29 protein-coding genes are annotated in these 23837 nt (G+C 66.5%); 26 read left to right on the forward strand and 3 right to left on the reverse strand.

The genetic code is table 11. The annotated features are described in order from the left end of the window. From rpl4p to secY, 23 genes are read left to right on the forward strand one after another with little or no spacing between them, the layout of a single operon-like run. Nucleotides 1–747, forward strand: coding sequence for a 50S ribosomal protein L4 (gene rpl4p, locus CPZ01_RS09450; RefSeq protein WP_096394488.1), 747 nt, complete (start codon nucleotides 1–3; stop codon nucleotides 745–747). Next, complete coding sequence (locus tag CPZ01_RS09455) at nucleotides 744–998, forward strand: 50S ribosomal protein L23 (RefSeq protein ID WP_004597450.1); 255 nt, start codon at nucleotides 744–746, stop codon at nucleotides 996–998. Before rpl4p ends, CPZ01_RS09455 begins: the two co-directional genes overlap by 4 nt. A 1-nt stretch (nucleotide 999) precedes the next feature. After that, a complete protein-coding gene (locus CPZ01_RS09460) occupies nucleotides 1000–1722 on the forward strand; it encodes a 50S ribosomal protein L2 (protein ID WP_026046261.1) in 723 nt (240 codons plus the stop codon). Next, nucleotides 1719–2144: a 30S ribosomal protein S19 gene (locus CPZ01_RS09465; RefSeq protein ID WP_004599532.1), complete on the forward strand. Its 426-nt coding sequence runs from the start codon at nucleotides 1719–1721 to the stop codon at nucleotides 2142–2144. The genes CPZ01_RS09460 and CPZ01_RS09465 overlap by 4 nt, the downstream gene beginning before the upstream one ends. Nucleotides 2145–2147: 3 nt before the next feature. Then, a complete protein-coding gene (locus CPZ01_RS09470) occupies nucleotides 2148–2612 on the forward strand; it encodes a 50S ribosomal protein L22 (RefSeq protein ID WP_096394489.1) in 465 nt (154 codons plus the stop codon). Continuing rightward, complete coding sequence (locus CPZ01_RS09475; RefSeq protein ID WP_096394490.1) at nucleotides 2612–3556, forward strand: 30S ribosomal protein S3; 945 nt, start codon at nucleotides 2612–2614, stop codon at nucleotides 3554–3556. The genes CPZ01_RS09470 and CPZ01_RS09475 overlap by 1 nt, the downstream gene beginning before the upstream one ends. Next, complete coding sequence (gene rpmC, locus CPZ01_RS09480) at nucleotides 3557–3772, forward strand: 50S ribosomal protein L29 (RefSeq protein ID WP_004597441.1); 216 nt, start codon at nucleotides 3557–3559, stop codon at nucleotides 3770–3772. 1 nt (nucleotide 3773) lies between these two features. After that, on the forward strand, nucleotides 3774–4232 hold the full coding sequence (locus tag CPZ01_RS09485; RefSeq protein ID WP_096394491.1) for a ribonuclease P protein component 1: 459 nt from the start codon (nucleotides 3774–3776) through the stop codon (nucleotides 4230–4232). Beyond that, nucleotides 4223–4567: a 30S ribosomal protein S17 gene (locus CPZ01_RS09490; RefSeq protein ID WP_006114464.1), complete on the forward strand. Its 345-nt coding sequence runs from the start codon at nucleotides 4223–4225 to the stop codon at nucleotides 4565–4567. The genes CPZ01_RS09485 and CPZ01_RS09490 overlap by 10 nt, the downstream gene beginning before the upstream one ends. Then, entirely contained in the window at nucleotides 4567–4965 is a 399-nt protein-coding gene (locus tag CPZ01_RS09495) for a 50S ribosomal protein L14 (RefSeq protein WP_004597429.1), read from the forward strand. The genes CPZ01_RS09490 and CPZ01_RS09495 overlap by 1 nt, the downstream gene beginning before the upstream one ends. A 2-nt stretch (nucleotides 4966–4967) precedes the next feature. Continuing rightward, nucleotides 4968–5324, forward strand: a complete 357-nt coding sequence (gene rplX, locus CPZ01_RS09500) for a 50S ribosomal protein L24 (RefSeq protein ID WP_004597427.1) — start codon at nucleotides 4968–4970, stop codon at nucleotides 5322–5324. Further along, nucleotides 5321–6046: a 30S ribosomal protein S4e gene (locus CPZ01_RS09505; RefSeq protein WP_096394492.1), complete on the forward strand. Its 726-nt coding sequence runs from the start codon at nucleotides 5321–5323 to the stop codon at nucleotides 6044–6046. Before rplX ends, CPZ01_RS09505 begins: the two co-directional genes overlap by 4 nt. Further along, on the forward strand, nucleotides 6039–6563 hold the full coding sequence (locus CPZ01_RS09510) for a 50S ribosomal protein L5 (RefSeq protein ID WP_096394493.1): 525 nt from the start codon (nucleotides 6039–6041) through the stop codon (nucleotides 6561–6563). The genes CPZ01_RS09505 and CPZ01_RS09510 overlap by 8 nt, the downstream gene beginning before the upstream one ends. After that, nucleotides 6560–6733 carry a 30S ribosomal protein S14 gene (locus CPZ01_RS09515; protein WP_004597423.1) on the forward strand — a complete coding sequence of 58 codons (174 nt, stop codon included), beginning with the start codon at nucleotides 6560–6562 and terminating at the stop codon, nucleotides 6731–6733. The genes CPZ01_RS09510 and CPZ01_RS09515 overlap by 4 nt, the downstream gene beginning before the upstream one ends. Nucleotides 6734–6735: 2 nt before the next feature. Further along, nucleotides 6736–7128, forward strand: a complete 393-nt coding sequence (locus tag CPZ01_RS09520; protein ID WP_004597419.1) for a 30S ribosomal protein S8 — start codon at nucleotides 6736–6738, stop codon at nucleotides 7126–7128. 2 nt (nucleotides 7129–7130) lie between these two features. Further along, the gene (locus tag CPZ01_RS09525; RefSeq protein ID WP_096394494.1) at nucleotides 7131–7664 is read left to right on the forward strand and encodes a 50S ribosomal protein L6; all 534 of its coding nucleotides are present in this window, start codon (nucleotides 7131–7133) and stop codon (nucleotides 7662–7664) included. A gap of 3 nt (nucleotides 7665–7667) precedes the next feature. Beyond that, nucleotides 7668–8375, forward strand: a complete 708-nt coding sequence (locus CPZ01_RS09530; RefSeq protein ID WP_096394495.1) for a 50S ribosomal protein L32e — start codon at nucleotides 7668–7670, stop codon at nucleotides 8373–8375. Beyond that, nucleotides 8368–8829, forward strand: a complete 462-nt coding sequence (locus CPZ01_RS09535) for a 50S ribosomal protein L19e (protein WP_096394496.1) — start codon at nucleotides 8368–8370, stop codon at nucleotides 8827–8829. Before CPZ01_RS09530 ends, CPZ01_RS09535 begins: the two co-directional genes overlap by 8 nt. Beyond that, nucleotides 8829–9386, forward strand: coding sequence for a 50S ribosomal protein L18 (locus tag CPZ01_RS09540; protein ID WP_096394497.1), 558 nt, complete (start codon nucleotides 8829–8831; stop codon nucleotides 9384–9386). The genes CPZ01_RS09535 and CPZ01_RS09540 overlap by 1 nt, the downstream gene beginning before the upstream one ends. Then, nucleotides 9379–10026, forward strand: coding sequence for a 30S ribosomal protein S5 (locus tag CPZ01_RS09545; protein ID WP_096394498.1), 648 nt, complete (start codon nucleotides 9379–9381; stop codon nucleotides 10024–10026). The genes CPZ01_RS09540 and CPZ01_RS09545 overlap by 8 nt, the downstream gene beginning before the upstream one ends. After that, complete coding sequence (locus CPZ01_RS09550) at nucleotides 10026–10490, forward strand: 50S ribosomal protein L30 (RefSeq protein WP_096394499.1); 465 nt, start codon at nucleotides 10026–10028, stop codon at nucleotides 10488–10490. Before CPZ01_RS09545 ends, CPZ01_RS09550 begins: the two co-directional genes overlap by 1 nt. Beyond that, nucleotides 10487–10984 (forward strand): uL15m family ribosomal protein, encoded by a 498-nt coding sequence (locus tag CPZ01_RS09555; protein ID WP_096394500.1) that lies wholly within the window; start codon nucleotides 10487–10489, stop codon nucleotides 10982–10984. Before CPZ01_RS09550 ends, CPZ01_RS09555 begins: the two co-directional genes overlap by 4 nt. Before the next feature lies 1 nt (nucleotide 10985). Next, nucleotides 10986–12467, forward strand: coding sequence for a preprotein translocase subunit SecY (gene secY, locus CPZ01_RS09560; protein WP_096394501.1), 1482 nt, complete (start codon nucleotides 10986–10988; stop codon nucleotides 12465–12467). Between the two features lie 127 nt (nucleotides 12468–12594). Here secY and CPZ01_RS09565 read toward each other — a convergent pair whose 3' ends face one another. The 3 genes from CPZ01_RS09565 to CPZ01_RS09575 form a co-directional block, all read right to left on the reverse strand. Next, nucleotides 12595–13977: an ATP-binding protein gene (locus CPZ01_RS09565; RefSeq protein ID WP_096394502.1), complete on the reverse strand. Its 1383-nt coding sequence runs from the start codon at nucleotides 13975–13977 to the stop codon at nucleotides 12595–12597. Between the two features lie 679 nt (nucleotides 13978–14656). Next, the gene (locus tag CPZ01_RS09570) at nucleotides 14657–18817 is read right to left on the reverse strand and encodes an Eco57I restriction-modification methylase domain-containing protein (protein WP_096394503.1); all 4161 of its coding nucleotides are present in this window, start codon (nucleotides 18815–18817) and stop codon (nucleotides 14657–14659) included. Between the two features lie 369 nt (nucleotides 18818–19186). Beyond that, the gene (locus tag CPZ01_RS09575; protein WP_096394504.1) at nucleotides 19187–20074 is read right to left on the reverse strand and encodes a hypothetical protein; all 888 of its coding nucleotides are present in this window, start codon (nucleotides 20072–20074) and stop codon (nucleotides 19187–19189) included. A gap of 189 nt (nucleotides 20075–20263) precedes the next feature. On the opposite strand from CPZ01_RS09575, the gene CPZ01_RS09580 reads away from it, so the two are divergent. From CPZ01_RS09580 to CPZ01_RS09590, 3 genes are all read left to right on the forward strand, one after another. Continuing rightward, nucleotides 20264–21394, forward strand: coding sequence for a tRNA (guanine(26)-N(2))-dimethyltransferase (locus CPZ01_RS09580; protein ID WP_096394505.1), 1131 nt, complete (start codon nucleotides 20264–20266; stop codon nucleotides 21392–21394). Between the two features lie 81 nt (nucleotides 21395–21475). Then, nucleotides 21476–22789, forward strand: coding sequence for a YihY/virulence factor BrkB family protein (locus CPZ01_RS09585; protein ID WP_096394506.1), 1314 nt, complete (start codon nucleotides 21476–21478; stop codon nucleotides 22787–22789). Nucleotides 22790–22804: 15 nt separating this feature from the next. Then, nucleotides 22805–23794, forward strand: a complete 990-nt coding sequence (locus CPZ01_RS09590; RefSeq protein WP_096394507.1) for a phosphatase PAP2 family protein — start codon at nucleotides 22805–22807, stop codon at nucleotides 23792–23794. The last annotated feature ends 43 nt before the right edge of the window (nucleotides 23795–23837 follow it).

Below are 23837 nucleotides of genomic sequence, written 5' to 3' on the forward strand. Positions count from 1 at the left end.
ATGAACGCAACAGTACACGACCTGGACGGCGACGAGGCGGGCAGCGTCGAGCTGCCGGCCGTCTTCGACACCGCGTTCCGACCGGACCTCATCGGTCGCGCGGTCGGCGCCGCCCAGGCAAACCGGAAGCAGGCCTACGGGGCCGACGAGTTCGCCGGGCTGCGGACGCCCGCCGAGTCGTTCGGCTCCGGCCGCGGGCTCGCGCACGTGCCACGTTCCGAGAACGTCGCCCGCCGCGTCCCGCACGCCGTGTCGGGCCGCGCCGCGCACCCGCCGAAGGCCGAGAAGGACCAGACGAAGAGCCTCAACGACAAGGAGCGACAGCTCGCGATCCGGTCGGCCATCGCGGCCACGACCGACGCCGAGCTCGTCGCCGAGCGCGGTCACGCGTTCGACGAGGACCTCGACCTCCCGCTCGTCGTGAGCGACGAGTTCGAGGACCTGAAGAAGACCCAGGAGGCCCTGGGCGTGCTCGAGGCCGTCGGCGTCGACGCCGACATCGAGCGCTCCGAGGAGGGCCGCTCCGTCCGCGCCGGACAGGGGAAGGCCCGCGGCCGCAAGTACCGCCAGCCCAAGTCCGTCCTCGTCGTCACCAGCGAGGAGCCGTCGCGCGCCGCCCGCAACCTCGCGGGCGTCGACGTCGCGACCGCTCGCGAGGTCAACGCGGAGGACCTCGCGCCCGGCGCGCACCCGGGCCGACTCACGCTGTGGACCGAAAGCGCCGTCTCGGAGGTGGCGGACCGATGAACTCGATCATCGAGCATCCGATCGTCACCGAGCAGGCGATGAACGAGATGGACTTCAACAACAAGCTGCTGTTCCTCGTCGACGTGGACGCGACCAAACCGGAGATCGAGTCCGAGGTCGCCGAGCGCTACGACGTGGGCGTCGTCAACGTGAACACGCAGGTGACGCCGCAGGGCGAGAAGAAGGCGATCGTCACCCTGTCCGCGGACGACGACGCGACCGAAATCGCCTCGCGCATCGGGGTGTTCTGAGATGGGACGACGAATTCAAGGACAACGGCGCGGACGCGGCGGCCCGACGTTCCGGGCCCCCTCCCACCGTTACAAGGCGGAACTGTCGCACAAGAAGCTCGAAGACGTGGACACGATCACCGGCGAGATCGTCGGGATCGAACACGACCCGGCCCGCTCGGCCCCCCTCGCGGAGGTCGAGTTCGAGGACGACGACCGTCGGCTCGTGCTCGCGCCGGAAGGCGTTCGCGTGGGCGAGACGATCCAGGTCGGCGTCTCGGCGGAGATCAAGCCGGGCAACACGCTCCCGCTGGCGGAGATCCCCGAGGGCGTCCCGGTGTGTAACGTCGAGAGCAACCGCGGGGACGGCGGGAAGTTCGCGCGCGCCTCCGGCGTGTCCGCGACGCTGCTCACCCACGACCGCGACGTCGCGGTCGTCCAGCTCCCCAGCGGCGAAGTGAAGCGGCTCGACCCCCAGTGCCGCGCCACGATCGGCGTGGTCGCGGGCGGCGGCCGGACGGAGAAACCCTTCGTCAAGGCCGGCAACAAGCACCACAAGATGAAGGCGCGCGGCACCAAATACCCGCGCGTGCGCGGCGTCGCGATGAACGCCGTCGACCACCCCTTCGGTGGCGGTGGTCGCCAACACCCCGGCCAGCCGAAGTCCGTCTCGCGGAACGCTCCGCCGGGACGCAAGGTCGGTGACATCGCATCCAAGCGCACCGGACGAGGTGGCAACAAATGAGTTCAGACTACCGAACCGGCCGCGAGGGCAAGGAGTTCGCCTACCGCGGTCACTCGCTCGACGAGCTGCAGGAGATGGACGTAGACGAGGTCGCGGAACTGCTCCCCGCACGCCAGCGGCGAAGCATCGTTCGCGGACTCGGCACCGAACAGCAGAAGCTGCTGGAGACGGTCCGGAGCCGCGACAAGGAGACGACGGCGGACGACCCGATCCGGACGCACCTGCGCGACATGCCGGTGCTGCCGGAGTTCGTCGGCGTCACCTTCGCCGTGTACAACGGACACAGCTTCGAGCGCGTTCAGGTCGAGCCCGAGATGATCGGCCACTACCTGGGCGAGTTCCACCTGACGCGAAGCACCGTCGAACACGGCCAGGCCGGCATCGGCGCGACCCGGTCCTCGAAGTTCGTGCCCCTCAAGTAACCCATGGGAATCAACTACAGCGTCGAGGCCGACCCGGAGACCACCGCCAAGGGGATGCTCCGCGACCGGCCCATCAGCGTGAAGGACAGCAAGGAGATCTCCCGAGAGATCAAAGGCGAGACGGTCGCCGACGCGGAGGAGTTCCTCCAGGAAGTGATCGACGAGGAGACCTCGGTGCCGATGCGCCAGCACAACGCCGGCGCGGGTCACCGCTCCGACATCGACGGCTGGGACGCGGGACGGTACCCCGAGAAGGCCGCCAAGGACTTCCTAAAGCTCTTAGAGAACGTCAGGAACAACGCCGACGAACAGGGGTTCGACGGCGAGGAGATGGTCATCAAACACGTCGCCCCCCACAAGGTCGGCGAGCGGCCCGGCCGAAACCCCCGCGCCGCGGGCGCGACGGAGTGGAACACCACCCTCGCGGACGTCGAACTGATCATCGAGGAGCCGGAGGCTGACAACTAATGGCTGACGAACACCAATTCATCGAGGACGGCCTTCGCCGTTCCCAGATCAACGAGTTCTTCGCGGACGAGCTCGGCCGCGCCGGCTACGGCGGGATGGACGTCGCCCAGACGCCGATGGGCACCCAGATCGTCTTAAAGGCCGAAAAGCCCGGCATGGTGATCGGGAAGGGCGGGAAGAACATCCGCAAGATCACCACCGAGCTCGAGGAGCGCTTCGACATGGACGACCCGCAGATCGACGTTCAGGAGGTCGACGAGCCCGACCTGAACGCCCAGATCGTCGCGGACCGTCTCGCGAACGCCTTAGAACGCGGCTGGTACTTCCGGAAGGCCGGTCACACGACGATCGACCGGATCATGGACGCGGGCGCGCTGGGCGCCGAGATCGTCCTGAGCGGGAAGGTCACCGGCGCGCGCTCGCGCGTCGAGAAGTTCAACCGCGGCTACATCAAGCACAACGGCGAGCCCGCCGAGGAGGTCGTCGACCACGGCCAGGGCGTCGCCGTCATGAAGCTCGGGACGATCGGCGTCAACGTGAAGATCATCCCGCCGGGCGCGACGCTCCCGGACGACTTCGACGTCCGCGAGGACGCCGAAGTCCCGGAGGTCGAGCAGGCGGCGGTCGACGCCGACGCCGACGAGGGCGTCGAGTCGCTCCTCGAGGAGGAGCCCGAGGAGGTGCCCGACGTGGGCGACGACGAGGACGTCGACGTCCCCGACGAGGACCCCACGGACGTCATCGACGAGGAGGTCGTCGAAGAGGTCGTCGAGGAGACGCAGGAGACGGCCGACGAGGCGACGGACGTCGCCGCGGAGGAACCGGTCGACGAGGACGTCGACGCCGACGAGCTCGACGAACTCGACGAAGAGATCGAGTCCGAGGCGGCCGACCTCGTCGCGGAGATGGAGGCGGCCGACGAGGAAGCCGAGGAGGACGAGTAAATGGCGATCCTCTACACCGACGAGATCCGCGACATGACCGCGGCGGAGCGGGAGGTCGAACTCGAGGAGCTCGAGACCGAGCTGCTCAACTCGAAGGCGCAGCGGGCCGCCGGCGGCATGCCGGAGAGCCCGGGCCGCGTCAACGAGCTGAAGAAGACCATCGCGCGGATCAAGACGATCCAGGCGGAAGAAGGCGACTTCGACGACGAACAGTGAGATGATCTCCCCCGACAACATCGTTCGACACGAGCTCGTCGGCCTCCCGGTTCGGGTGGCCGACGCCGACAGCGACGCCCACGTTGGCGTCGCCGGTCGCGTGCTCGACGAGACGTTCGGCACCCTCGTGGTCCGGACGGCGTCGGGGGACAAGCGCGTGCCCAAGTCGGGCGCGACGTTCGAGTTCGGCGTCGTCGAGACGCCGACCGCTCGCACAGATGAAGCCGCCGGCGACGGACAGTCGCCGGGGTCCGCGTCCCAACTCGGGTCGGATACTACGGGGGTCCGCCCCCGTCAGTCTGGCCCGTCCGGGTCCGAAAGCGTCGTCACCGGTGACGGCGCGGGTCCGGCGAGCCGACGAGGCGAGTGCAAAGACGCGGTCTACGCGACGGTGGATGGCGATCGGTTGCGGCATCGGCCCGCCGAACGCACCGAACGAGGTGCCACACAATGGCGATAGGAATCGACGTACCCACGCCTCCGGAGCCAGACAACCCGGAGGATTACGACTACGAGAAGTGCCCGTTCTACGGGCAGCTCTCCGTCCGCGGCCAGACCCGCGAGGGGACGGTCGTGTCGACGGATATGGAAAAGACCGTCATCGTCGAGCGAGAGTACGACGTGTTCGTACCGAAATACGACCGGTACATGAAGCGTCGCTCGCGCATCCCGGCCCACGTGCCGGGCGTGCTCGACTCGCTCGAAGTCGGTGACGAAGTGACGATCGCGGAGACGCGACCGCTCTCGAAGACGAAGTCCCACGTCGTCGTCGAGATCCGCTCGGGTGATCAGTGATGGAGGCGCTCAAGGCCGACGTCACGCAGGGGCTCTCGAAGGGCTCGCTGATCACGTGCGCCGACAACACCGGCGCCCGTGAGCTGAAGGTCATCTCCGTGTCGGGCTACTCCGGCACGAAGAACCGCCACCCGAAGGCGGGGATCGGCGACAAGGTGACCGTCTCGGTCACCAAAGGGACCCCGGAGATGCGGCGGCAGGTGCTGGAGGCGGTCGTCGTCCGCCAGCGCAAGCCGATCCGCCGTCCGGACGGCACGCGCGTGAAGTTCGAGGACAACGCGGCCGTCATCATCGACGACCTCGAGGAGCCGCGGGGCACGGAGATCAAAGGCCCCGTCGCCCGCGAGGTCGCCGAACGGTTCGGGAGCATCGCCTCGACCGCGACGATGATCGTCTAACTATGACGAAACAGCCACGCAAACAGCGAAAACGGTCGGAGACCGCGCCGCTCCACGAGCGGCAGAACCAGGTCCGGGCCACCCTCACCGAGGATCTCCGCGAGGAGTACGGACAGCGGAACGTCCGCGTCAACGCCGGCGACACCGTCGAGGTGCTTCGCGGCGACGCGGCCGGCACGGAGGCGGAGGTCGTCTCCGTCGACCTGTCCGCCGAGCGGATCACGGTCGAGGACGTCACCGTCGAGAAGGCGGACGGGGAGGAGGTTCCCCGCCCCATCCCGGCGAGCAACGTCCGGGTGACCGAGCTGGACCTGGAAGACGAGCGCCGGGAGGCGCGGCTCCAGGAGGACAACGAATGACGCGACACCAGAAGCGACTGTCGGTACCGAACTCCTGGCCGGTCGAGCGCAAGACGGACACGTTCACCGTGAAGGCGGGCGCGGGCCCGCACGGCGAGGCGGGCGTTCCGCTCGTCGTCCTGCTGCGGGACGTGCTCGGCTACGTCGACTCGACGAAGGAGGCGCGCTACGCGCTGAACAACGACTCGATCCTCGTCAACGGGGACGCGGTCTCGGACGAGCAGCGTCCGATCGGGATGTTCGACATCCTGGCGTTCCCCGAGCGCGGGGAGTACTTCCGCGTCTTCCCCGACGAGGGCGGTCGGCTCGCGCTGACCTCCGTCGACGAGGAGGCCGCGGGTAGCCGGCTCGGGAAGATCACGAACAAGACCGTCGTCCCCGGCGGGGTCGTCCAGCTGACGCTCCACGACGGGACGAACGTCCGCGTCGACGACGACGCGGACTACGACACGAACGACTCGATCGTCGTCGACAACGAGACGAAGGAGATCGTCGCCCACTTCGAGTACGAGGAGGGCGCCCTGGTCACCGCCGTCGCCGGCCAGCACGCCGGCCACATCGGCGAGATCGACGACATCGACGTGACGCTCGGCTCCGGAGACAACACCGTGACCGTCGCCAGCGACGACGGCGGCTACGAGACCGTCGAGGAGTACGTCGTCGTGATCGACGAGAACTTCACCGACGACGACGCCGACGCGGCGGGTGATTCGGATGAGTGAAGCCGAGAGCGCCGACCACGAGATGCGCGAGCCGTACCTCGAGAAGGTCGTCGTGCACATGGGCGTCGGACAGGGCGGTGAACCCCTCGCCGACGCCGAGCAGATCATCGAGGAGATCACGGGCCAGCAGTCGGTCCGGACCACCTCGAAGCGCACCATCGCCGAGTTCGGGATCCGCAAGGGCGACCCGATCGGCGTGAAGGTGACGCTGCGGGGCGAGGACGCGCACGAGTTCCTCGCGACCGCGCTGGATCTGGTCGAGATCGGCCGGAGCCAGTTCGACGACACGGGTAACCTCAGCTTCGGGGTCGAGGACCACACCGACTTCCCGAGCCAGGAGTACGATCCCAACACCGGGATCTACGGCCTCGACGTGACGACGACGATCGTCCGTCCCGGCTACCGCGTCTCGAAGCGCGACAAGGCGACGGGGACCATCCCCGCTCGCCACCGGATGACAGCCGAGGACGCGGCCGCGTTCCTCGAAACGAACTTCGACGTCGAGGTAACCGAATGAGCGAAGCGAACAACGACACGGGCGAGCACGCCGCGAAGCGCACCGACTCCCGGCACACGTGCCGGCGGTGCGACCGCGAGCAGGGACTCGTCGGCAAGTACGATATCAACCTCTGCCGGCAGTGCTTCCGCGAGGTCGCCCGAGACATGGGATTCGAGAAGTACAGCTGATCATGACGGGAAACGATCCATTCACCAACGCGCTCGCCGGCATGGACAACGCCGAGAGCGTTGGCCACCTGTCGTACACGGTAGAGCCCGCTTCGAACATCATCGGCTCCGTCCTCGAGGTCCTCTACGACCGCGGGTACGTCGACGGCTTCGAGTACGTCGACGACGGGAAAGCCGGGAAGTTCGAGGTCGAACTGAAAGGCGCGATCAACGAGTGTGGCGCCGTCAAGCCCCGCTACTCGGCGGGAGCCGACGAGTTCGAGAAGTGGGAGAAGCGATACCTCCCCGCCCGTGACTACGGGACGCTCATCGTCACGACGAGCCACGGCGTCATGAGCCACTACGAGGCCCGCGAAGCGGGCATCGGCGGCCAAGTGATCGCATACGTCTACTAACAATGAACAGAGTCGAAATCGAGATTCCGGACGACGTCTCCGCCGAGACCGACCACCTCGAACTCACCGTCGAGGGGCCCAACGGGAGCGTCACGCGACGCCTCTGGTACCCCGACGTCGACGTTGCCGTCGAGGACGGCGCGGTGGTCATCACCTCGGAGAACGAGGACGCGAAGACCAACGCCACGGTCGGCACCTTCGAGAGCCACGTCGCCAACATGATCCACGGCGTCACCGACGGGTGGGAGTACACGATGGAAGTGTACTACGCCCACTTCCCGATGCAGGTGAACGTGGAGGGCGACGAGGTCGTCATCGAGAACTTCCTCGGGGAGAGCGCCGCGCGGCGCACCCCGATCCGCGGAGACACGGACGTACAGGTCGACGGCGAGACGGTCACGCTCTCGGGCTCCGACAAGGAGGCCGTCGGGCAGACCGCCGCCGACATCGAACAGCTGACGAAGGTGACCGACAAGGACACGCGCGTCTTCCAGGACGGCGTGTACATCGTCGAGAAGCCCACCGGAGGTGCCTAACCAATGGCAGACGAACTGGAAGACATCAGCGGCGTCGGTCCCTCGAAGGCGGACGCGCTTCGCGAGGCCGGCTACGAGACGGTCGAGGACGTGAAGGCCGCCTCCCAGTCGGAGCTCTCCGAGGTCGAGGGCGTCGGCAACGCGCTCGCCGCGCGTATCAAGGCCGACGTCGGCGGACTGGAGGTCGACGAGGAGGCGGACGCGGAGATCGAAGACGAGACCGACGAGGAGGAGGCCGACGAGGCCGAATCCGACGAGGAGGTCGAGACGGAGCTTCGTCCCCGCGGCCACGCCGACAAGACGCCGGAGCTGGACGACGAGACCGCTCGCGCGCTCGCACAGAAGCACCGCGAGGGGAAACCGCAGTTCAACCGGCAGGACTACCACAAGAAAAAGCGGATCCCGACGTCGTGGCGCAAGCCGCGGGGCGGGCTCTCCAAGCAGCGCCGCCGCATGAAATCGAAGGGGCCGGTCGTCGAGGCCGGCTTCCGCTCGCCCAAGGCGTCGCGCGACCTGCACCCGAGCGGCTTCGAGGAGGTCCGCGTGCACAACACGGACGACCTCGAGGGCGTCGACGGCGACACGCAGGCGGTGCGTATCGCCTCGAAGGTCGGCGGTCGCAAGCGCGAACTGATCGAAGACGAGGCGGAGGAGCGCGGCATTCGCGTGCTGAACCCGACCTACGTCGAGGTGGAGGTCAACGATGAGTGATCTGAAGGCGCAGAAACGGCTCGCAGCGGACGAGCTGGACGTCGGCAAGGGCCGCGTCTGGCTCGACCCCGACGCACAGGAGGAGATCGAAGACGCGATCACCCGCGAGGACGTCCGCGAACTCATCGAACAGGGGACGATCCGCGCGAAAGACGAGAAGACGAACTCGCGCGGTCGCGCCCGCGAGCGCGCCGACAAGCGCTCGTACGGGCACCAGTCCGGCGCCGGCTCCCGCAAGGGTCGCTCCGGCGCGCGACAGGACACGAAAGACGACTGGAAGGCGCGCATCCGCGCGCAGCGGGCGCGCCTGAAGGAGCTTCGCGACGAGGAAGACGTGCTCGACGCCTCCGAGTACCGCACGCTGTACAACAAGGCGAGCGGCGGCGACTTCGAGGACGTCGCCCGTCTCGAGGCGTACATTCGGACGCAGTACGGTTACGAGGTGACGGACTAATGGCGACAGGACCACGATACAAGGTGCCGATGCGGCGCCGCCGCGAGGTCCGGACGGATTACCATCAGAGGTTGCGCCTGCTGAAATCGGGCAAGCCTCGCCTGGTCGCTCGGGTGAGCAACGCTCACGTCAGGGCGCAGCTGGTGACCCCCGGACCGGACGGCGACGAGACCCACGCGGCCGCCTCCAGCGAGGAGCTCGGCGAGTACGGCTGGGACGCCCCCACGGGCAACCTCCCCAGCGCGTACCTCACCGGCTTCCTCGCGGGCGCCCGCGCCGTCGACGCCGGCCTCGACGAGGCCGTCCTCGACATCGGGCTCAACACGGCGACGCCCGGCAACAAGACGTTCGCGGTACAGGAAGGAGCGATCGACGCGGGCCTCGAGATCCCGCACAACGACGACGTGCTGGCCGACTGGTCGCGCACGCGCGGCGAGCACATCGCCGACTACGCCGAGCAGCTCGACGAGCCGCTGTACAGCGGTTCGTTCGACGCCAGCGAGCTACCCGAGCACTTCGATTCCGTGCTCGAGACAATCCAGGAGGACCATGAGTAGACACAACGACGGCTGGGAGCCGCGGACGCGACTCGGCCGCAAGGTACAAGACGGGGAGATCTCGTCGATGGAACAGGCGCTCAACTCCGGCCTCCCGCTGAAGGAGGCGGAGATCGTCGACCAGCTCCTCCCGGGGCTCGAAGACGAGGTGCTGGACATCAACATGGTCCAGCGCATGACCGACTCCGGCCGCCGCGTGAAGTTCCGCTGCGTGGTCGCCGTGGGCAACCGCGACGGCTACCTCGGCTACGCGCAGGCCCGCGACGACCAGGTCGGCGGCGCGATCCAGAAGGCGATCGACGTCGCGAAGCTGAACATCATCTCGGTCGACCGCGGCTCCGGCTCCTGGGAGGACCAGCCCGGCGGCACCAACTCCCTGACTCGCACGGCGACGGGGAAGGCCGGCTCCGTCACGGTCGAGGTCAAGCCCGCCCCGCAGGGGCTGGGCCTCGCGGCCGCGGAGACGGTCCGCAACATCTTGGAACTCGCCGGCGTCGAGGACGCTTGGACGAACTCCGACGGCAACACGCGCACCACGGTGAACCTCGCGAAGGCGACGTTCAACGCTCTGGAGAACGCGGCGCAGTCCCGCACCCCCCAGCACGCGCGTGAGGTCCACTACGACGAGGTGAGCGAGTGATGCAGGCGCTCGTTCAACTCCGCGGCGAGGTCAACCTCGGGTCCGGCGTCGAGGACACGCTCGACATGCTGAACATCGGGCGCGTCAACCACGCGACGTTCGTCCCCGAGACGGACTCGTACCGCGGCATGATCACGAAGGTCAACGACGTCGTCGCGTTCGGGGAACCGAGCGTCGAGGCCGTCGCGCGGACGATCGCGCGGCGCGGCGAGCCCGTCGAGGGCTCGGCCGACGTCGACGACGAGTGGATCGACGACAACACCGACTACGCCGACCTGGAGGCGCTGGCCGAGGCGCTCGTCGACGAGGAGACGACCCTGCGCGAGCAGGGCCTCTCGCCGACGCTCCGGCTCCACGCGCCCCGCGGCGGTCACGAGGGCATCAAACACCCCGTGATCGAGGGCGGCGAGCTCGGGAAACACACCACCGAGGAGATCGACAGTCTCTTGGAGGCGATGCGATGACGAGCAAGAAACGACGACAGCGCGGCTCTCGGACGCACGGCGGCGGCACGCACAAGAACCGGCGCGGCGCCGGACACCGCGGCGGCCGCGGCGCGGCCGGCCGCGCGAAACACGAGTACCACAACTACGGCCCGCTCGGCAAGCACGGGTTCAAGCGCCCCGAGGACGCTCAGACGGAGGTCCTCGAAGTGAAGGTCCAGAAGCTCGACGAGGACGCGGCGCTGTACGCCGCGGACGGCCTCGCCGAGGAGGACGGCGACGCGTACGTCTTCGACGCGCGCGACGTCGTCGAGGACGGTCACGAGGCGGACGTCGTGAAGGTGCTCGGCGGCGGGCAGGTCCGGAGCGAACTTCACGTCACGGCCGACGCGTTCACGGCCGGTGCGGTCGAGCTCATCGAGGAGGCCGGCGGCGAGGCGACGCTCTCCGAGCGCGCCGAAGAGCCCGCTGACGAACCGGAAAACACTTCCGACGACGAGAACGACGAGGCGTAACATGAGCTGGAAGGAGGCCGCCGAACCGGTGCTCTCGCGGATGCCCGTCGTGGAGCGGCCCGCGGGACACGTCCCGTTCAAACGGAAGCTCACGTGGACGGCCGGAGTCCTGATCGTCTACTTCTTCCTGACCAACATCAACCCGTTCGGGTTGGCGGTCGGACAGGGGTCGGACTTCTTCGGGCAGTTCCGGTCGGTGCTCGCCGGCTCGTCCGGGTCGCTGTTACAGGTCGGTATCGGACCGATCGTCACGGCGTCCATCGTCCTCCAGCTGTTGGGCGGTGCGAACCTCCTCGGGCTCGACACGGAGAACGACCCGCGTGACCAGGTCCTCTACCAGGGCCTCCAGAAGCTGCTGGTGATCATCGTCTCGGCACTGACGGCGGCGCCGATGGTGTTCACCGGGAGCTTCCTTCCGGCCGACGCCGCCGTCGGTGACGCGCTCGGCATCGGCACGTTCGGCGTGCAGGTGCTGATCTTCGCGCAGATCTTCGTCGGCGGCATCCTCATCCTGTTCATGGACGAGATCGTGAGCAAGTGGGGCGTCGGTTCCGGCGTCGGGCTGTTCATCATCGCGTCGGTGAGCCAGCAGATCGTCGGCGGCTTCTTCAGCTTCTCCGCCCTCGGTCCCCCCGGCTTCTTCGCGAGCTGGTACGGCGTCATCGTCGGCGACGTGCCGGCCTCGCTGTCGCCGTTCACGACGGAGGGGCTCCAGAACCTGCTGTTCGATCCGGGCAGCATTCTGGCGCTTTTCACCACCGTGTTCATCTTCGGGATCGTCGTGTACGCGGAGTCGGTCCGCGTCGAGATCCCGCTGTCGCACGCCCGCGTGAAGGGCGCCCGCGGCCGCTTCCCGGTGAAGCTGATCTACGCCTCCGTCCTGCCGATGATCCTCGTTCGCGCGCTGCAGGCGAACATCCAGTTCCTCGGCCAGATCCTCTCCTCGCAGTGGGCGGGGATGCCGGCGTTCCTGGGCGAGTACAGCGCGCAGGGCCAGCCCATCTCCGGGCTGTTCTACTACCTGAACCCCATCCAGAGCCGCAGCCAGTGGATGTGGTTCCTCGGGGAGATCCCGGCGTCGGTCGAACCGTGGATGATCGCGGTCCGGCTCGCCGTCGACCTCACGTTCATGATCGTGGGCGGCGCCATCTTCGCGATCTTCTGGGTCGAGACCACCGGCATGGGGCCGGAGGCGACCGCGAAACAGATCCAGAACTCCGGGATGCAGATCCCCGGGTTCCGCCGGAACCCGCAGGTCGTCGAGAAGGTGATGGAGCGGTACATCCCGCAGGTGACCGTCATCGGGGGCGCCCTCGTCGGGTTCCTCGCCGTGATGGCGAACCTGCTCGGCACCATCGGACAGGTCTCCGGCACCGGGCTGCTGCTGGCGGTCTCTATCACGTACAAGCTGTACGAGGAGATCGCCGAAGAGCAGCTGATGGAGATGCATCCGATGATGCGCCAGATGTTCGGCAACGAGTGAGAACGGCTTGAACGCCAGCGGGCGTTCTCGGGGTTCTTACGCCCTTTTATTGGTACGGATTGGCTGACCCCGAAGCTAGTTTTATTTCGAGTACCGGCTATCCCCCACTCTGGCCGTTGATTGCTCTCTACGCGTGTTTCGCGACGTCTTCGAGGTCGAACAGCCGTACGTCGTCGCGCTCGGACACGGCTTCCTGAACGGATCGTGTCGCACCGTTTCGAGTGAATAACGCGTACGTGGTGTCCCTCTCACCGCTGTTCGGCGTCCAGCGGATCTCGGCGGCGTGGTCTTCGAGCGAGGAGAGCGCTCCGTAATCGAGCGGTGCGTTCGTGAACTTACACTCCCCGGCGACCATCGTTCCGTCCGTGGTGAATCCGACGACGTCGACCTCGTGTTCCTTGTACCACCAGCGGCCGATGTCGAGGAACGTTTCGTCCGGGTAGAGCTCCGGAAGTGCGTCGCGGCAGAGCCGCTCGAACTCGTGGCTCACGAAGTCCGGGAGTTCGGGTTCGATGACCGCGTCGTAGGCGTCCGCCCCGAGGCGTTCGTATCGATCTTCCTTGCCGTAAACGAAGCGGAACCAGAACCGAAACAGCGGATCGAGGATTCGATAGCGTCCGCGGCGTGACTTCGCCTTCTCTTCGGTGATCGGTACCTCGCGCTCGATGAGCCGCAGCCGTTCCAACTTCTGTGTGTACGTCGATATCTGCTTCCCGTCGATTCCAATCGCTTGCGCGATCTCGTTCGACGTCGTCTTTCCCGCGGCGATGGCGGTGAGGATCGCGAAGTATCGGTTCGGGTCCGTGAGTTCGGTGCGGAGCACGTACTCCGGTTCGTTATGTAGGTATCCCTTCTGGGAGAGGAGCTCCTCGGTGAGAACCGTTCCGAGGTCCCGTCCGAGATCGACGCCGTCGAGATAGTACGGAACGCCGCCGAAGATCCCCCACGTGAAAATCCGCTCTTCGGGCGAACACGCGTCCGGAACGAACGCCTGTGCGGCAGCGAAATCGAGGGGCCGGAGATCGAGCCGTTCCGTGAATCGGCCGTACAGGGGACTGCTCCCGAGAAGCGTCGCTTCTTCCATCATACTGATCGACGACCCGACCAGCACGAGCGTTCCCGAGGTGTCCTGGAGCCGTTGGTCCCAGAGTCGCTGAATTACCGAGGGGAGGCTCTCGTCGGCGTCGATGAGGTAGGGGAATTCGTCGAGGACGACGATGCCGTCCTGATCGCCCAGATACCCGAGCAGCGCTTCCCAGTTCTGTTTGATCCGCGTGATTCCGGGGAAGGTTTCGGCGGCGACGTCGACGAACTCGTCGAGCTGTACCTGAGCGGTGGTCTCCGTGGCCTGATAGACCACCGCGTCGTCACGATCGGACAGCGAGTGCTGGACGAGCTGCGTCTTCCCGAGGCGTCGCCGGCCGAACACCACGGCCATCTCTGCGTCGTCGGACTCGTAGCAGTCGCGGAGCCGAGCGAGTTCGTCGTCCCGATTCACGAAGCGGTCCATACCCCTCCTCCATCGGGGCGAAAAATAATACTTCCGAATAGGCTATTTTAAAATAGGCTATCTTGAAGTAGGCTATTTTGAAATAGGCTATTTGGGGATCCCAGTCAGGCGGTAGCTCAGACGGCGACCGCTCACGGAAAAAGCTCGACCAAAAAGCGCGACCTCGCTCCGCTCGGTCGCGTTCGACCGATCCCATCGCTCAGTACGGACGAATCAATGAGCGCCAGCTATCACGGTGGCGCGTGCCTGCGAGCGGCCGCCCTCGGCGGCCGCGAGACAGCACCGCGCGAGGGAGTCGGTGGTCCGGAGCGAAGCGGAGGACCACCGACGAGGCTGGGGAGGCGTGAGGCTGCGGTGCTGTGCGGTGCGGGGTGGGACTCAAAGGGGCAGTCGCGAGCGCGACGTAGGCGACGCAAGCACTGGAACGAGGGAGCGAACGCAGTGAGCGACCGAGTAAAGCGCGCAGCGAGCGTACGTCGCGCTCGCGACTGGGGCTTTGGAGGTTCACCGCCGATCTGTGGTCAACTATTCATAAGCGAGCGACTGGGGCTTTGGAGGTTCACCGCCGATCTGTGGTCAACTATTCATAAGCGAGCGACTGGGGCTTTGGAGGAGTTCACTGCGGCAACGCCGGTCACTTATAAAAGCGCGACCTCGCTCCGCTCGGTCGCGTCGACGACTACTCCGCCACCGCCGCCTCGACGATCTCGATCTCCTCCTCGGTCAGGTCGTAGAGGTCGTAGACGATCTCGTCGATGAGTCGGTCGGTCTCCGCGATCTTCGCGTCGAGTTCGTCGGCGCGCGCCTTCGTCTCGACGTAGCGGTCGAGGTCGTCGGCCACGTCGTCGGGGTCGGGCAGCGTGATCGCCTTCAGGCGGTCGACGAGCGAGTTCGTCTTGGTGGCATTGTCGCGGAAGCCCGCGATCTCGTCGTCGACGGCGACGGGGACGAACGCGGCGACGAGCGCGGCCTCCGCCTCTGAGCAGTCGACGAGCGTGAACGCCTCGACGAACTCCGTCTCGGTGTAGCCGTACGTGTCGGTCTCGTGGGCGTCCTCGTCGTCGGGCTTGTAGCGCGCCGTCGCCGAAATCGTGACGCGCGTCCCGTCGCGCTCGGCGCGCACGTCGCCCACGCGGAGCTTCTCGTACTCCTCCGTCGTCGCGTCGAGGACGTTCGACGCGCTCGGCTGGAAGAGCCCGACGTCGGGGAGCCTCGGGCCGTTCTCGTAGTTGCCGAGGTAATCAAGAATATCAGTGTTAAGATCTAACACAGCTGACGACAACTTGTTCATTCTATCGCTCAGACTAACCAACATCGTATATTGGTTCAACTCATTTTCATCTGTATCTAAATCTGACAAAAACTCACGGGGAGCGAGGTTGCTATTTAAATAATCGTCTAATATATCTTGGTATTCCTTGACACTCTCATCTGTCTCACGGCGACTATTTTGTTCAATGTCCGGTAGAGGTATCTCCCTGATGTCGGTCGAATATATCGTTTGACTGGTGCTAAATATCATAATATCAAAATATAACTTCATCAACTTGCTATTCAATATCGATAGGATAAATCTGAGATCGTGATTTTTCGATTGGTTGATATTCTCGGTTGAAAATGATATGTCAGATCGACCGATGTCTTTTAAATAGTGCTTCAGCGTGAGACAGATTGCGGGATATCCTAGATAGTAGCTATCATCGTTGTAAGCAGCCGATATCCCTGAATTCCCGGAAATCCCTTTAATCGCGATGTTTGTATTTTCAAACAGTTCTGGGAGACTCGGCCGTCTCAGTATTTCCGGATCGTATTCTAAATACCGTCCATCCCAATCAATCGCATATCTCGATATTTCTTTTCCTTCGGCGAATGGAACACATTTTTCATTTATTTTCTGTTCAAATATATACTCGTCTTTCCCTTTATCCTCAACCTCACTATGTGCTGCGACCGAATAGCTCACGTAACAAACATCTCCGATAGTAACTTTTTGTTGATTAAGGTTACTAAGAACTGATTGTAATTCTGGAGTTAATCCGATTCGGTAGGTGTATTGTGGGGTTTGGTAAAACAGATCCTGCCGAATACTGTATTCTTGATCTGATTGCATCACTCTGATTTGAATCTCGTTTTCTGTTTGAGATCCCTGCTTTTTGCGGAGAACTGGGATACAATTGATGACACTAACTCCATCAAAAACATCAACACCTAAATAATCAGAAATTGAACTGATCCGGGTTTCGTCGAGCATTTTCTCTCGTATCTTTTCTCCGTATGATTCAGACAAGAGAGAACGTGGAACGATCATTGAAGACAAACCGTTTGGGTTTATATTCTTTATTGCTAGTTCCAAAAATAATACATAAATATCATATGACTTATGGGCTGTCTCGAATTCTTTATTTAAATAAGATTTGTACTCTTCGGGTAAGCTCCGTCCTCGTATATACGGCGGATTCCCGATTACCGCGTCGAAGCCGGCGTCAGCCTTGCGGCCGCCGTCCTCGTCGTAGAACGCCACCGGGAACTCCAGCTCCCAGTGGAAGAAGCGCTCGTCGGCGGCCATCGCCTGCGCGCTTGTAAACCAGTCCTGCCCCTCGATGTCGCTCCACGAGTCGGCGCGGAGGGCCTCCGCCATGCGCTTGTCGGCGTCGCTCGGGACGTCGAGGCCGAAGCGCTCGGCGGTGTGGACGTTCGCCATCGCCAGCAGGTGCTGGTAGAGGGGGTCCTCGCGGACCGCGTCGTACACGTCCTCCATCTCCTTCGCGTCTTCGAGCGTCTCGTTGTCGATGGCGAGCAGACTCTGGAACCGGTCCATCACGTGTTCGAGGGCCTGCTGGCGAGTGTGCGCGAACGACTGCTCTAAGGTCAACTGCCCGTCGTTCGCGTCGGCGTCGTCGCCGTTGGCGAGCACGTCCTCGATGTCGCTGCCGACCAGCGAGTTCCCGGTTTTTAAGTGGTGGTCGAGGAACGCGAGCGGCTGCTCCGCGGCGAGCGTCCGCAGCCACAGCGACACCTTCGCCAGCTCGGTCGCGAGCGGATTCAGGTCCACGCCGTAGATGCACCGCTGGGCCACCTTCCGCCGCGCCCAGTTGATGTCGCGCTCCTCGTCGACCGTCTCCACGCCCTGCTGGGCCGCCTGCCGCTCCTGCGCGTCGATGATCTCCCGCGCGAGGTAGTCGACCGCGCTCGTGAGGAAGTGCCCGCTCCCCATCGCGGGGTCGAGAATTTTTAAGTCGAACACGCGCTCCGCGAACTCGTCCGCGAACCCGCCCTCGCTGTACGAGTCGTAGCCGACCAGGTCCTCGCGGATGTCGTCGACCAGCGGCCCGAGCGTCTCGTCGACGATGTACTCGACGACGTACTCCGGCGTGTAGTACGACCCCGTCGCCTTGCGCTCGCCGCTCCCGGTCGTGAGGTACACCTCGCCCGGCTCGACCGCGACGTCCTCGGCGTCGGCGTCCTCGTCGACCGGCGCGTACTCGCCGTCGTCGAGCGTCAGCGGCTCGTCGGCGACGTGAAGCTGGTACTCCAGCAGGCCCTCGTAGATGCTCCCGAGGTGGCGCACGTCCAGCGAGGAGTAGTCGACGAAGATCTTCCCCTCGCCGTCCCCCTGCCGGCTCCGCGTGAGCAGTTCGACGACTCGGGCCAGGTGCGCGTCCCCGACCGTGTGTTCGGCGAGGAACCGCGCCTCCGCGCCGTCGTCCGGGTCCGGGTCGGTGCGGAACAGCCCGCCGTTGTACGCCGGGATGTGGAGGTCGTCCTCGGGGATCCCGCGCGACTTGCTCCCCTGATCGATCAGCTCGAACAGCTCGTCCAGCCGCGAGCTCAGGTCGTCCTGCCAGTCGCGGTACTTCGGGTCGCCGCTGTCTAACTCCGCGGCGATCTCCTGTTTCAGCGAGTTCAGGCTGTACGACTCCTCGTAGATCCCGTTGTCCGTGTCCAGCAGGTCCCGCCCCTCGGCCTCCGCGTACAGCACGAAGATGAGTCGGTAGAGGTAGATGAGCGAGGCGTCGTGGATCAGGTCGAGGTCCCCCTCGTCGAGGTCGTTCTCCGGGTACTGGAGGTACCCCTCCGAGAGCACCTTGATCGCCTCGTAGATGTTGTCTTGGAGGTCCTCGCCCAGATCCTGCGCGAAGACGTTCGACTCGTCGTACACCTCGTCGAGGAAGCAGTCCCCGCCGGCGTCTTCGAGGAACGCGCCGTGCCGGAAGAAGAGGTAGAAGTATTTGAACTCCTCTAGGTCCCCCGTTTCGAGGACGGTAGGAAGATCGATCTCGTAGTAGGAGTCGAGGCGGTGGCTCGTCGGCCCGTAGTAGAGCCGCCACTTCTTCCCGTCCGTCAACACCGCCCAGCGCGCGGGCGTCTCTTGGAGGTAGACGTGGATCTGGTAGCTCGGATTTTCGAAGTCACGCTCGTGTTCGCCGCTGCCCCGCGTGTCGAGCGGCCGTCCCCAGCGCTTCGCGTCGGCGACGGCGACCGCGCTCTCGTAGAAATCGCCCCCTTCCTCGCGGCGCTCGAAGGCGCTCCGCGCGGCGTCGTCGCTCTCGAAGAAGCCGTAGTCAGGCCGGCGCTGCGTCCGGCTCGTGCTCTCCTCGACCTCGAAGGGAATCCCCAGCTTCCGGAACATCGGCCGAATGAACTTCTCCTCTAGCTGGGACTCGTTCCGCTTCGGGGCCGTGTCCTTCTCGCGCTCGTAGAGGTCGACGATCTCCTCGTACGCGGCTTCCAGTTCCTCGCTGTCGACTTCCTCCCACGCCTCGGTCTCGGGGAGGTGTTCGTCGAGGTAGTGGTTCGAGAACAGGTCGCGGTTCGTCCGGTAGGTGAGTGAACGCTGCATCCGTCAGTCGTGGGTCGTGGGGAGGGACTCGTCTGAGTCCGTGCCCTCGATGGAGATCTGTGCGACGTCCGCGGGCCCGACGGGTTCGACGTCGGTCGCGTTACTGGTCGCAGAACTGCGTCCGCCGAGTCCGGACGAGGAGGCGTCGAGTCGCCTCGGATCTTTGGAACGCTGCCCGACTTGTTTACAGGACATCACGTATGACACGGACGAATACGGGAGGCCGTATAGACTTTTCCTCGGCACGCGATTGATAATAGTCCGCTGACGGCACCGACCCGGAACGAGGCGTTTCGGCCGCGGCGACCGGCCCGGAATCCGAGTCGCGCTCGCGGCCGGACCGACGGAACGCGCACAGACCTGAACGGACTACGACCCGCTCGACCGCTCGTCGTCCTCGTCGTCCTCGTCGTCGTCCCCGTCGCCGACCGTCTCTTCGACGGTCTTCTCGACGGTCTCCTCCACCTTCTCGCCGACCGTCTCCTCGACGGTCTTCTCGACCGTCTCTTCCACCTTTTCGCCCACTGTCTCCTCGACGGTCTTCTCGACCGTCTCTTCGACCGTCTCTTCCACGGTCTCGCCTACCGTCTCTTCGACGGTCTCCTCGACCGTTTCGCCGACCTTCTCTTCGACCGTTTCGCCGACTTTCTCCTCCACGGTTTCGCCCACTTTCTCTTCCACCGTCTCGCCGACCTTCTCCTCGACGGTCTTCTCGACGGTCTCCTCCACCTTCTCGCCCACCGTCTGCTCGACCGTCTCGCCCACGGTCTCCTCGACTTTCCCCGTGACCTCCTCGCTGACGGTGTCGCTGACGTCGTCGGCCACCTCGCTGACCTCCTTGTTGACGGTCTCGCCGACGCTCTTCTCGACCTCCTTGCTCACCGTCTCCTCGACCTTCTCGCCGACGGTCTCCTCGACGGTCTTCTCCACTTCCTTGCTCACCGTCTCGCCGACCGTCTTCTCGACCTCCTTGTTGACGGTCTCCCCGACGGTCTTCTCGACCTCCTTGTCGACGGTCTCGCCGACGCTCTCCTCGACCTGCTTGCCGACCTGGTCCGCGACCTCGCGGGTCATCCAGTCCGGGTCGAACCGGGCCATCTTCCAGACGACGTGGATCACGTACGAGGCGAACACCCCGATCCCGAACGCGATGGCGACGTTGAACACCGGCAGCGTCGCGATGAGCACGATCGACAGGACGATCAGCGCGCCGTACGCGATGTCGGTTATCGCGTCCACCCGCGCCGGACTCACCATCCTCGTCCCTCCGTGTCGTCGTCGACTGCGCCGGACTGTCTTCGCGTGGCGTCTCCGTTCATACGTTTCAGTTCCGCGCCCACGGCGTAAAAGCCTCTCATTGTCGCCGCCGACCGCCGCGTCCGACGCTCCCGCGGCTCGCCGCCCCCGGAGCGCGGCCCTTTTAGCCCGGATGACCGAACCGAGCGTATGGACATCGAAGAGGGCGGACTCACCGTCTCCGTCCCGGAGGCCCGCGACGGCGCCAGCGAGGGCACCGGCGGCGGCGTCTTCTTCAACCCGACCCAGGAGCTGAACCGCGACGTGACGATCGCGACGCTGCGCGCCTACCGCGACCGCGAGCCGCGCGCGGCCTCGTACCTCGACGCGATGGCCGCCTCGGGGATCCGGGGCGTCCGCGCCGCCGCCGAGGGGTACGACGTCACCTGCGCCGACGTCGACGCGGACGCGGTCGAGCTCGCCGCCGCCAACCTCGACGCCAACGGCCTCGACGGCGAGGCGGTCCACCGCGACGTCAACGCCCTGCTGTACGACGAGGGCCCGTTCGACGTCGTCGACCTCGACCCCTACGGCACGCCGATCCCCTTCGCGGACGCGGCGTTCGCCAACGGCCGCAACCTGGTCTGCGTCACCGCCACCGACACCGCGCCGCTGTGCGGCGCCCACCTCAACAGCGGGATCAGAAAGTACGGCGCGGTCCCGCGCAACACCGACTACCACCCGGAGATGGGGCTCCGGACGCTGATCTCCGCGCTGGTGCGAACCGCCGCCCGCTACGACAAGGCGGCGACGCCGATCCTCTCGCACGTCTCGCGGCACTACGCGCGGACCTACCTCGAACTGGAGTCGGGCGCCCGCGCGGCCGACGACTGTCTCGACGGCGTGGGGCACGTCGACCACTGCGAGGACTGCCTCTGGCGGGAGGCGACGCCGGGACACGTCGCCGACCCGGTCGACGCCTGCCCGGAGTGCGGGAGCGACCGCGTCCTCACGGCGGGCCCGATCTGGCTCGGGCCGGTCGCCGACGCCGACTTCGCGCGCGCCGTCCGCCGCGAGGTGACCGACGACATGGGCGAGGCGAAGCGCGCGCGCAAGCTGCTCGGCACCGTCGCGCGCGAGCTCGACACCCCCACGCACTACGACCAGCACCGGCTGTACAAGGAGTGGGGCGAGCCCGCGATCGGCATGGAGGAGTTCGTCGAGCGCCTCCGCGGCGCCGGCCACGAGGCGAGCCGCGCGCACTACCGCGGCACCGCCGTCAAGAGCACGGCCTCGATCCCCGAGATGCGCGAGGCGGTCCTCGGCGACGGCGCGGACTGACGGCGCCGTTCCGGGCGACCGCGGCCGCTTCCCGCGGTCGGCACCCCCCTGCTTTTGTCGCGGTCGACCGAAACGCCGGACGTGTCTCGACACTCGCGCACCGCGTTCGGCACGGCTCGGCGCGTCGCCGACCTCGCGATCGACCGGCAGGTGACGTTCCTCGCGGCCGCCATCGCCTACTACGCGTTCGTCTCGCTCGTCCCCGCGCTCCTGCTGCTCGTCGTCGTCGCCACCGCCGTCTTCGGCGAGACTATCGCCGCGGAGCTGGTCGCGTCGACGGGCGAGTTCCTCACGCCGGCCGGCGAGGAGGCGGTCGTCGCCGCCGTCTCCTCCGCCGGCGGCCGGACCGGCGCGAGCCTGCTCGGGCTCGGCGTGCTGCTGTGGTCGACGCTGAAGGTGTTCCGCGGGCTCGACACGGCGTTCGTCTCCCTCTACGGCGGCGACGAGCCGCCGGGCTTCCTCAAGCAGGTCGCCGACGCCGCCTCTGTCGTCGTCGCCGTCGGCGTCGGCATCGGCGTGATGGTCGCCGTCGGCGCGTTCGTCGCGGCCGCGGACGTGCTTCCCCTGATCGAGGCGGCGAGCGTCCTCGCCCTCCCCCTCTTCCTCGCCGCCGTCTTCCTCCCCATGTACTACGTCCTCCCGCAGCCGTCGATCGGCGTCCGCGAGGCGCTGCCGGGCGCGGCGTTCGCGGCGGTCTGCTGGACGCTGCTCCAGGCCGGGTTTCAGGTGTACGCCGCGGGCGCCGCGCAGTACCAGGTGTACGGCGTCATCGGCGGGGTCCTCCTCCTGGTCACCTGGCTGTACCTCGCGGCCGTCGTCGTCGTCCTCGGCGGCGCGATCAACGTGGTGATCGCGGGGCGGGGCGACGACGGCGACGGTCTCCGGAACGGCGGGCCGGAGGGCCCCGTCACCCCCTCGGACGACGCCGCGGACCGGCAGTTACAACAGGACCGCGACCGACCCACGGGTATGAACGGCGAGTCGGATCCCGACGGGGACGACGGCGAGCGGCCGCGCGGCGCGCCGGACGTCGCCGCCCTCGAAGCGGAGGTCCGGGAGCTGCGGTCGCAGCTCGACGAGTTCGAGGACGACGTGGAACGCCGCACGGTCGACAAGCCCGAGGTCGAGTCGGAGCTGAAGCGGTACGTGCGCTCGCGGATGCGCCGCGGCCACGCCCGCGGCTGGGGCCCGTACCTCGTGTTGCTGTACGGCACCGTGCTGACGCTCGCGGCGCTGACCTCCCTTCAGGGGATCTACGCGATCGGCGCCATCGTCGTCCTCGGGCTCTCGACGCTCGGCCTGTACACGATCTTCGTCGTCGTCGGCATCGGCCTCAACCTGATCGAGACGCCCGGCAAGGCGCTCGACTACGCCCGCCGCCGCGGCGATGACTGACCGGGTGATCGACGCGTGACCGGACTCGTCTCCGCCGAGCGCGGGCTGGGCGAGACCGCGTTCGTCGACGCGCTCCCGGAGTTCGTCGTCGTCGTCTTCGCGGCCGTCACCCACCTCGCGGACCCGTGGTTCCTCTTCGCGCTGCTCGCGGTCGGCTACTGGTTCGCGAGCGAGGAGGTCGCGGGGTCGCCGCGCCGCGCCGGCGCGACGGCCATCGCGGCCGTCACCTGCGCGTACGCCGCGACGGCGCTCGGCAAGGCGTGGTTCGCGGTCCCCCGACCGCCCGGCGCGATGCCCCCCGCCGACGTCCCGACGTGGCTCCCCGCGCTCCTGTCCGGGTGGTACGAGGCGCAGGTGCTCTCCGACGGGTTCGGCTTCCCGAGCGGTCACGCCACCGGCGGCGCGGCGGCGTACCTCGCCGTGGCCCTGTTGTACGACCGGTTCTGGACGGACCGTGCCCGCTACGTCGCGGCCGCCGCGGTCGCGGTCGCCGTCGCGGCCTCGCGGGTGGTCATCGAGGTCCACTACCTCGTCGACGTGCTCGCGGGGCTGGCCGTCGGCGCGGGGACGGTCGCCGTCGCGCTGCGGCTCGCGGGCGACCCGCGCGTCCGTCGCTCGACGAGCACGGAGGAGACGGCGGCCGGCCCGACCGCCGCGCTGAACCCCGCCCCGGCGTTCCTGCTCGCGGCGGTCGTCTCGACCGGCGCGCTGGGCGTCGCCGTCGCGGGGGGACACACCGGCGAGGTGGTCGAGGCGGGAATCGGGATCGCCACCGGCGCCGGCGGCGCGGTCGGCTGGCGGCTCGTGGAGGGCGACGAGCCCGCGGTCCCGGTCCGCGTCGCGGTCCCCGCGCTCGCGGTCACCGGCGGGCTCTGGGTCGGCGCCTACGCGCTCGCCGGGACGCTCCCGGTGACGCTCGTCGCCACGACCGCCGCCGTGGTCGCCGTCGTCGCGCTGCCCGCGCTGCCGGAGCGGATCGAGGCGATGAACGGCGCCCCGAACTGAATCGTTCTCCGAGCGGTCGTCGCGGTTCCCTCCCGACCCCGCA

It is taken from the genome of Halorubrum trapanicum (assembly GCF_002355655.1).
GTDB lineage: Archaea > Halobacteriota > Halobacteria > Halobacteriales > Haloferacaceae > Halorubrum > Halorubrum trapanicum_A.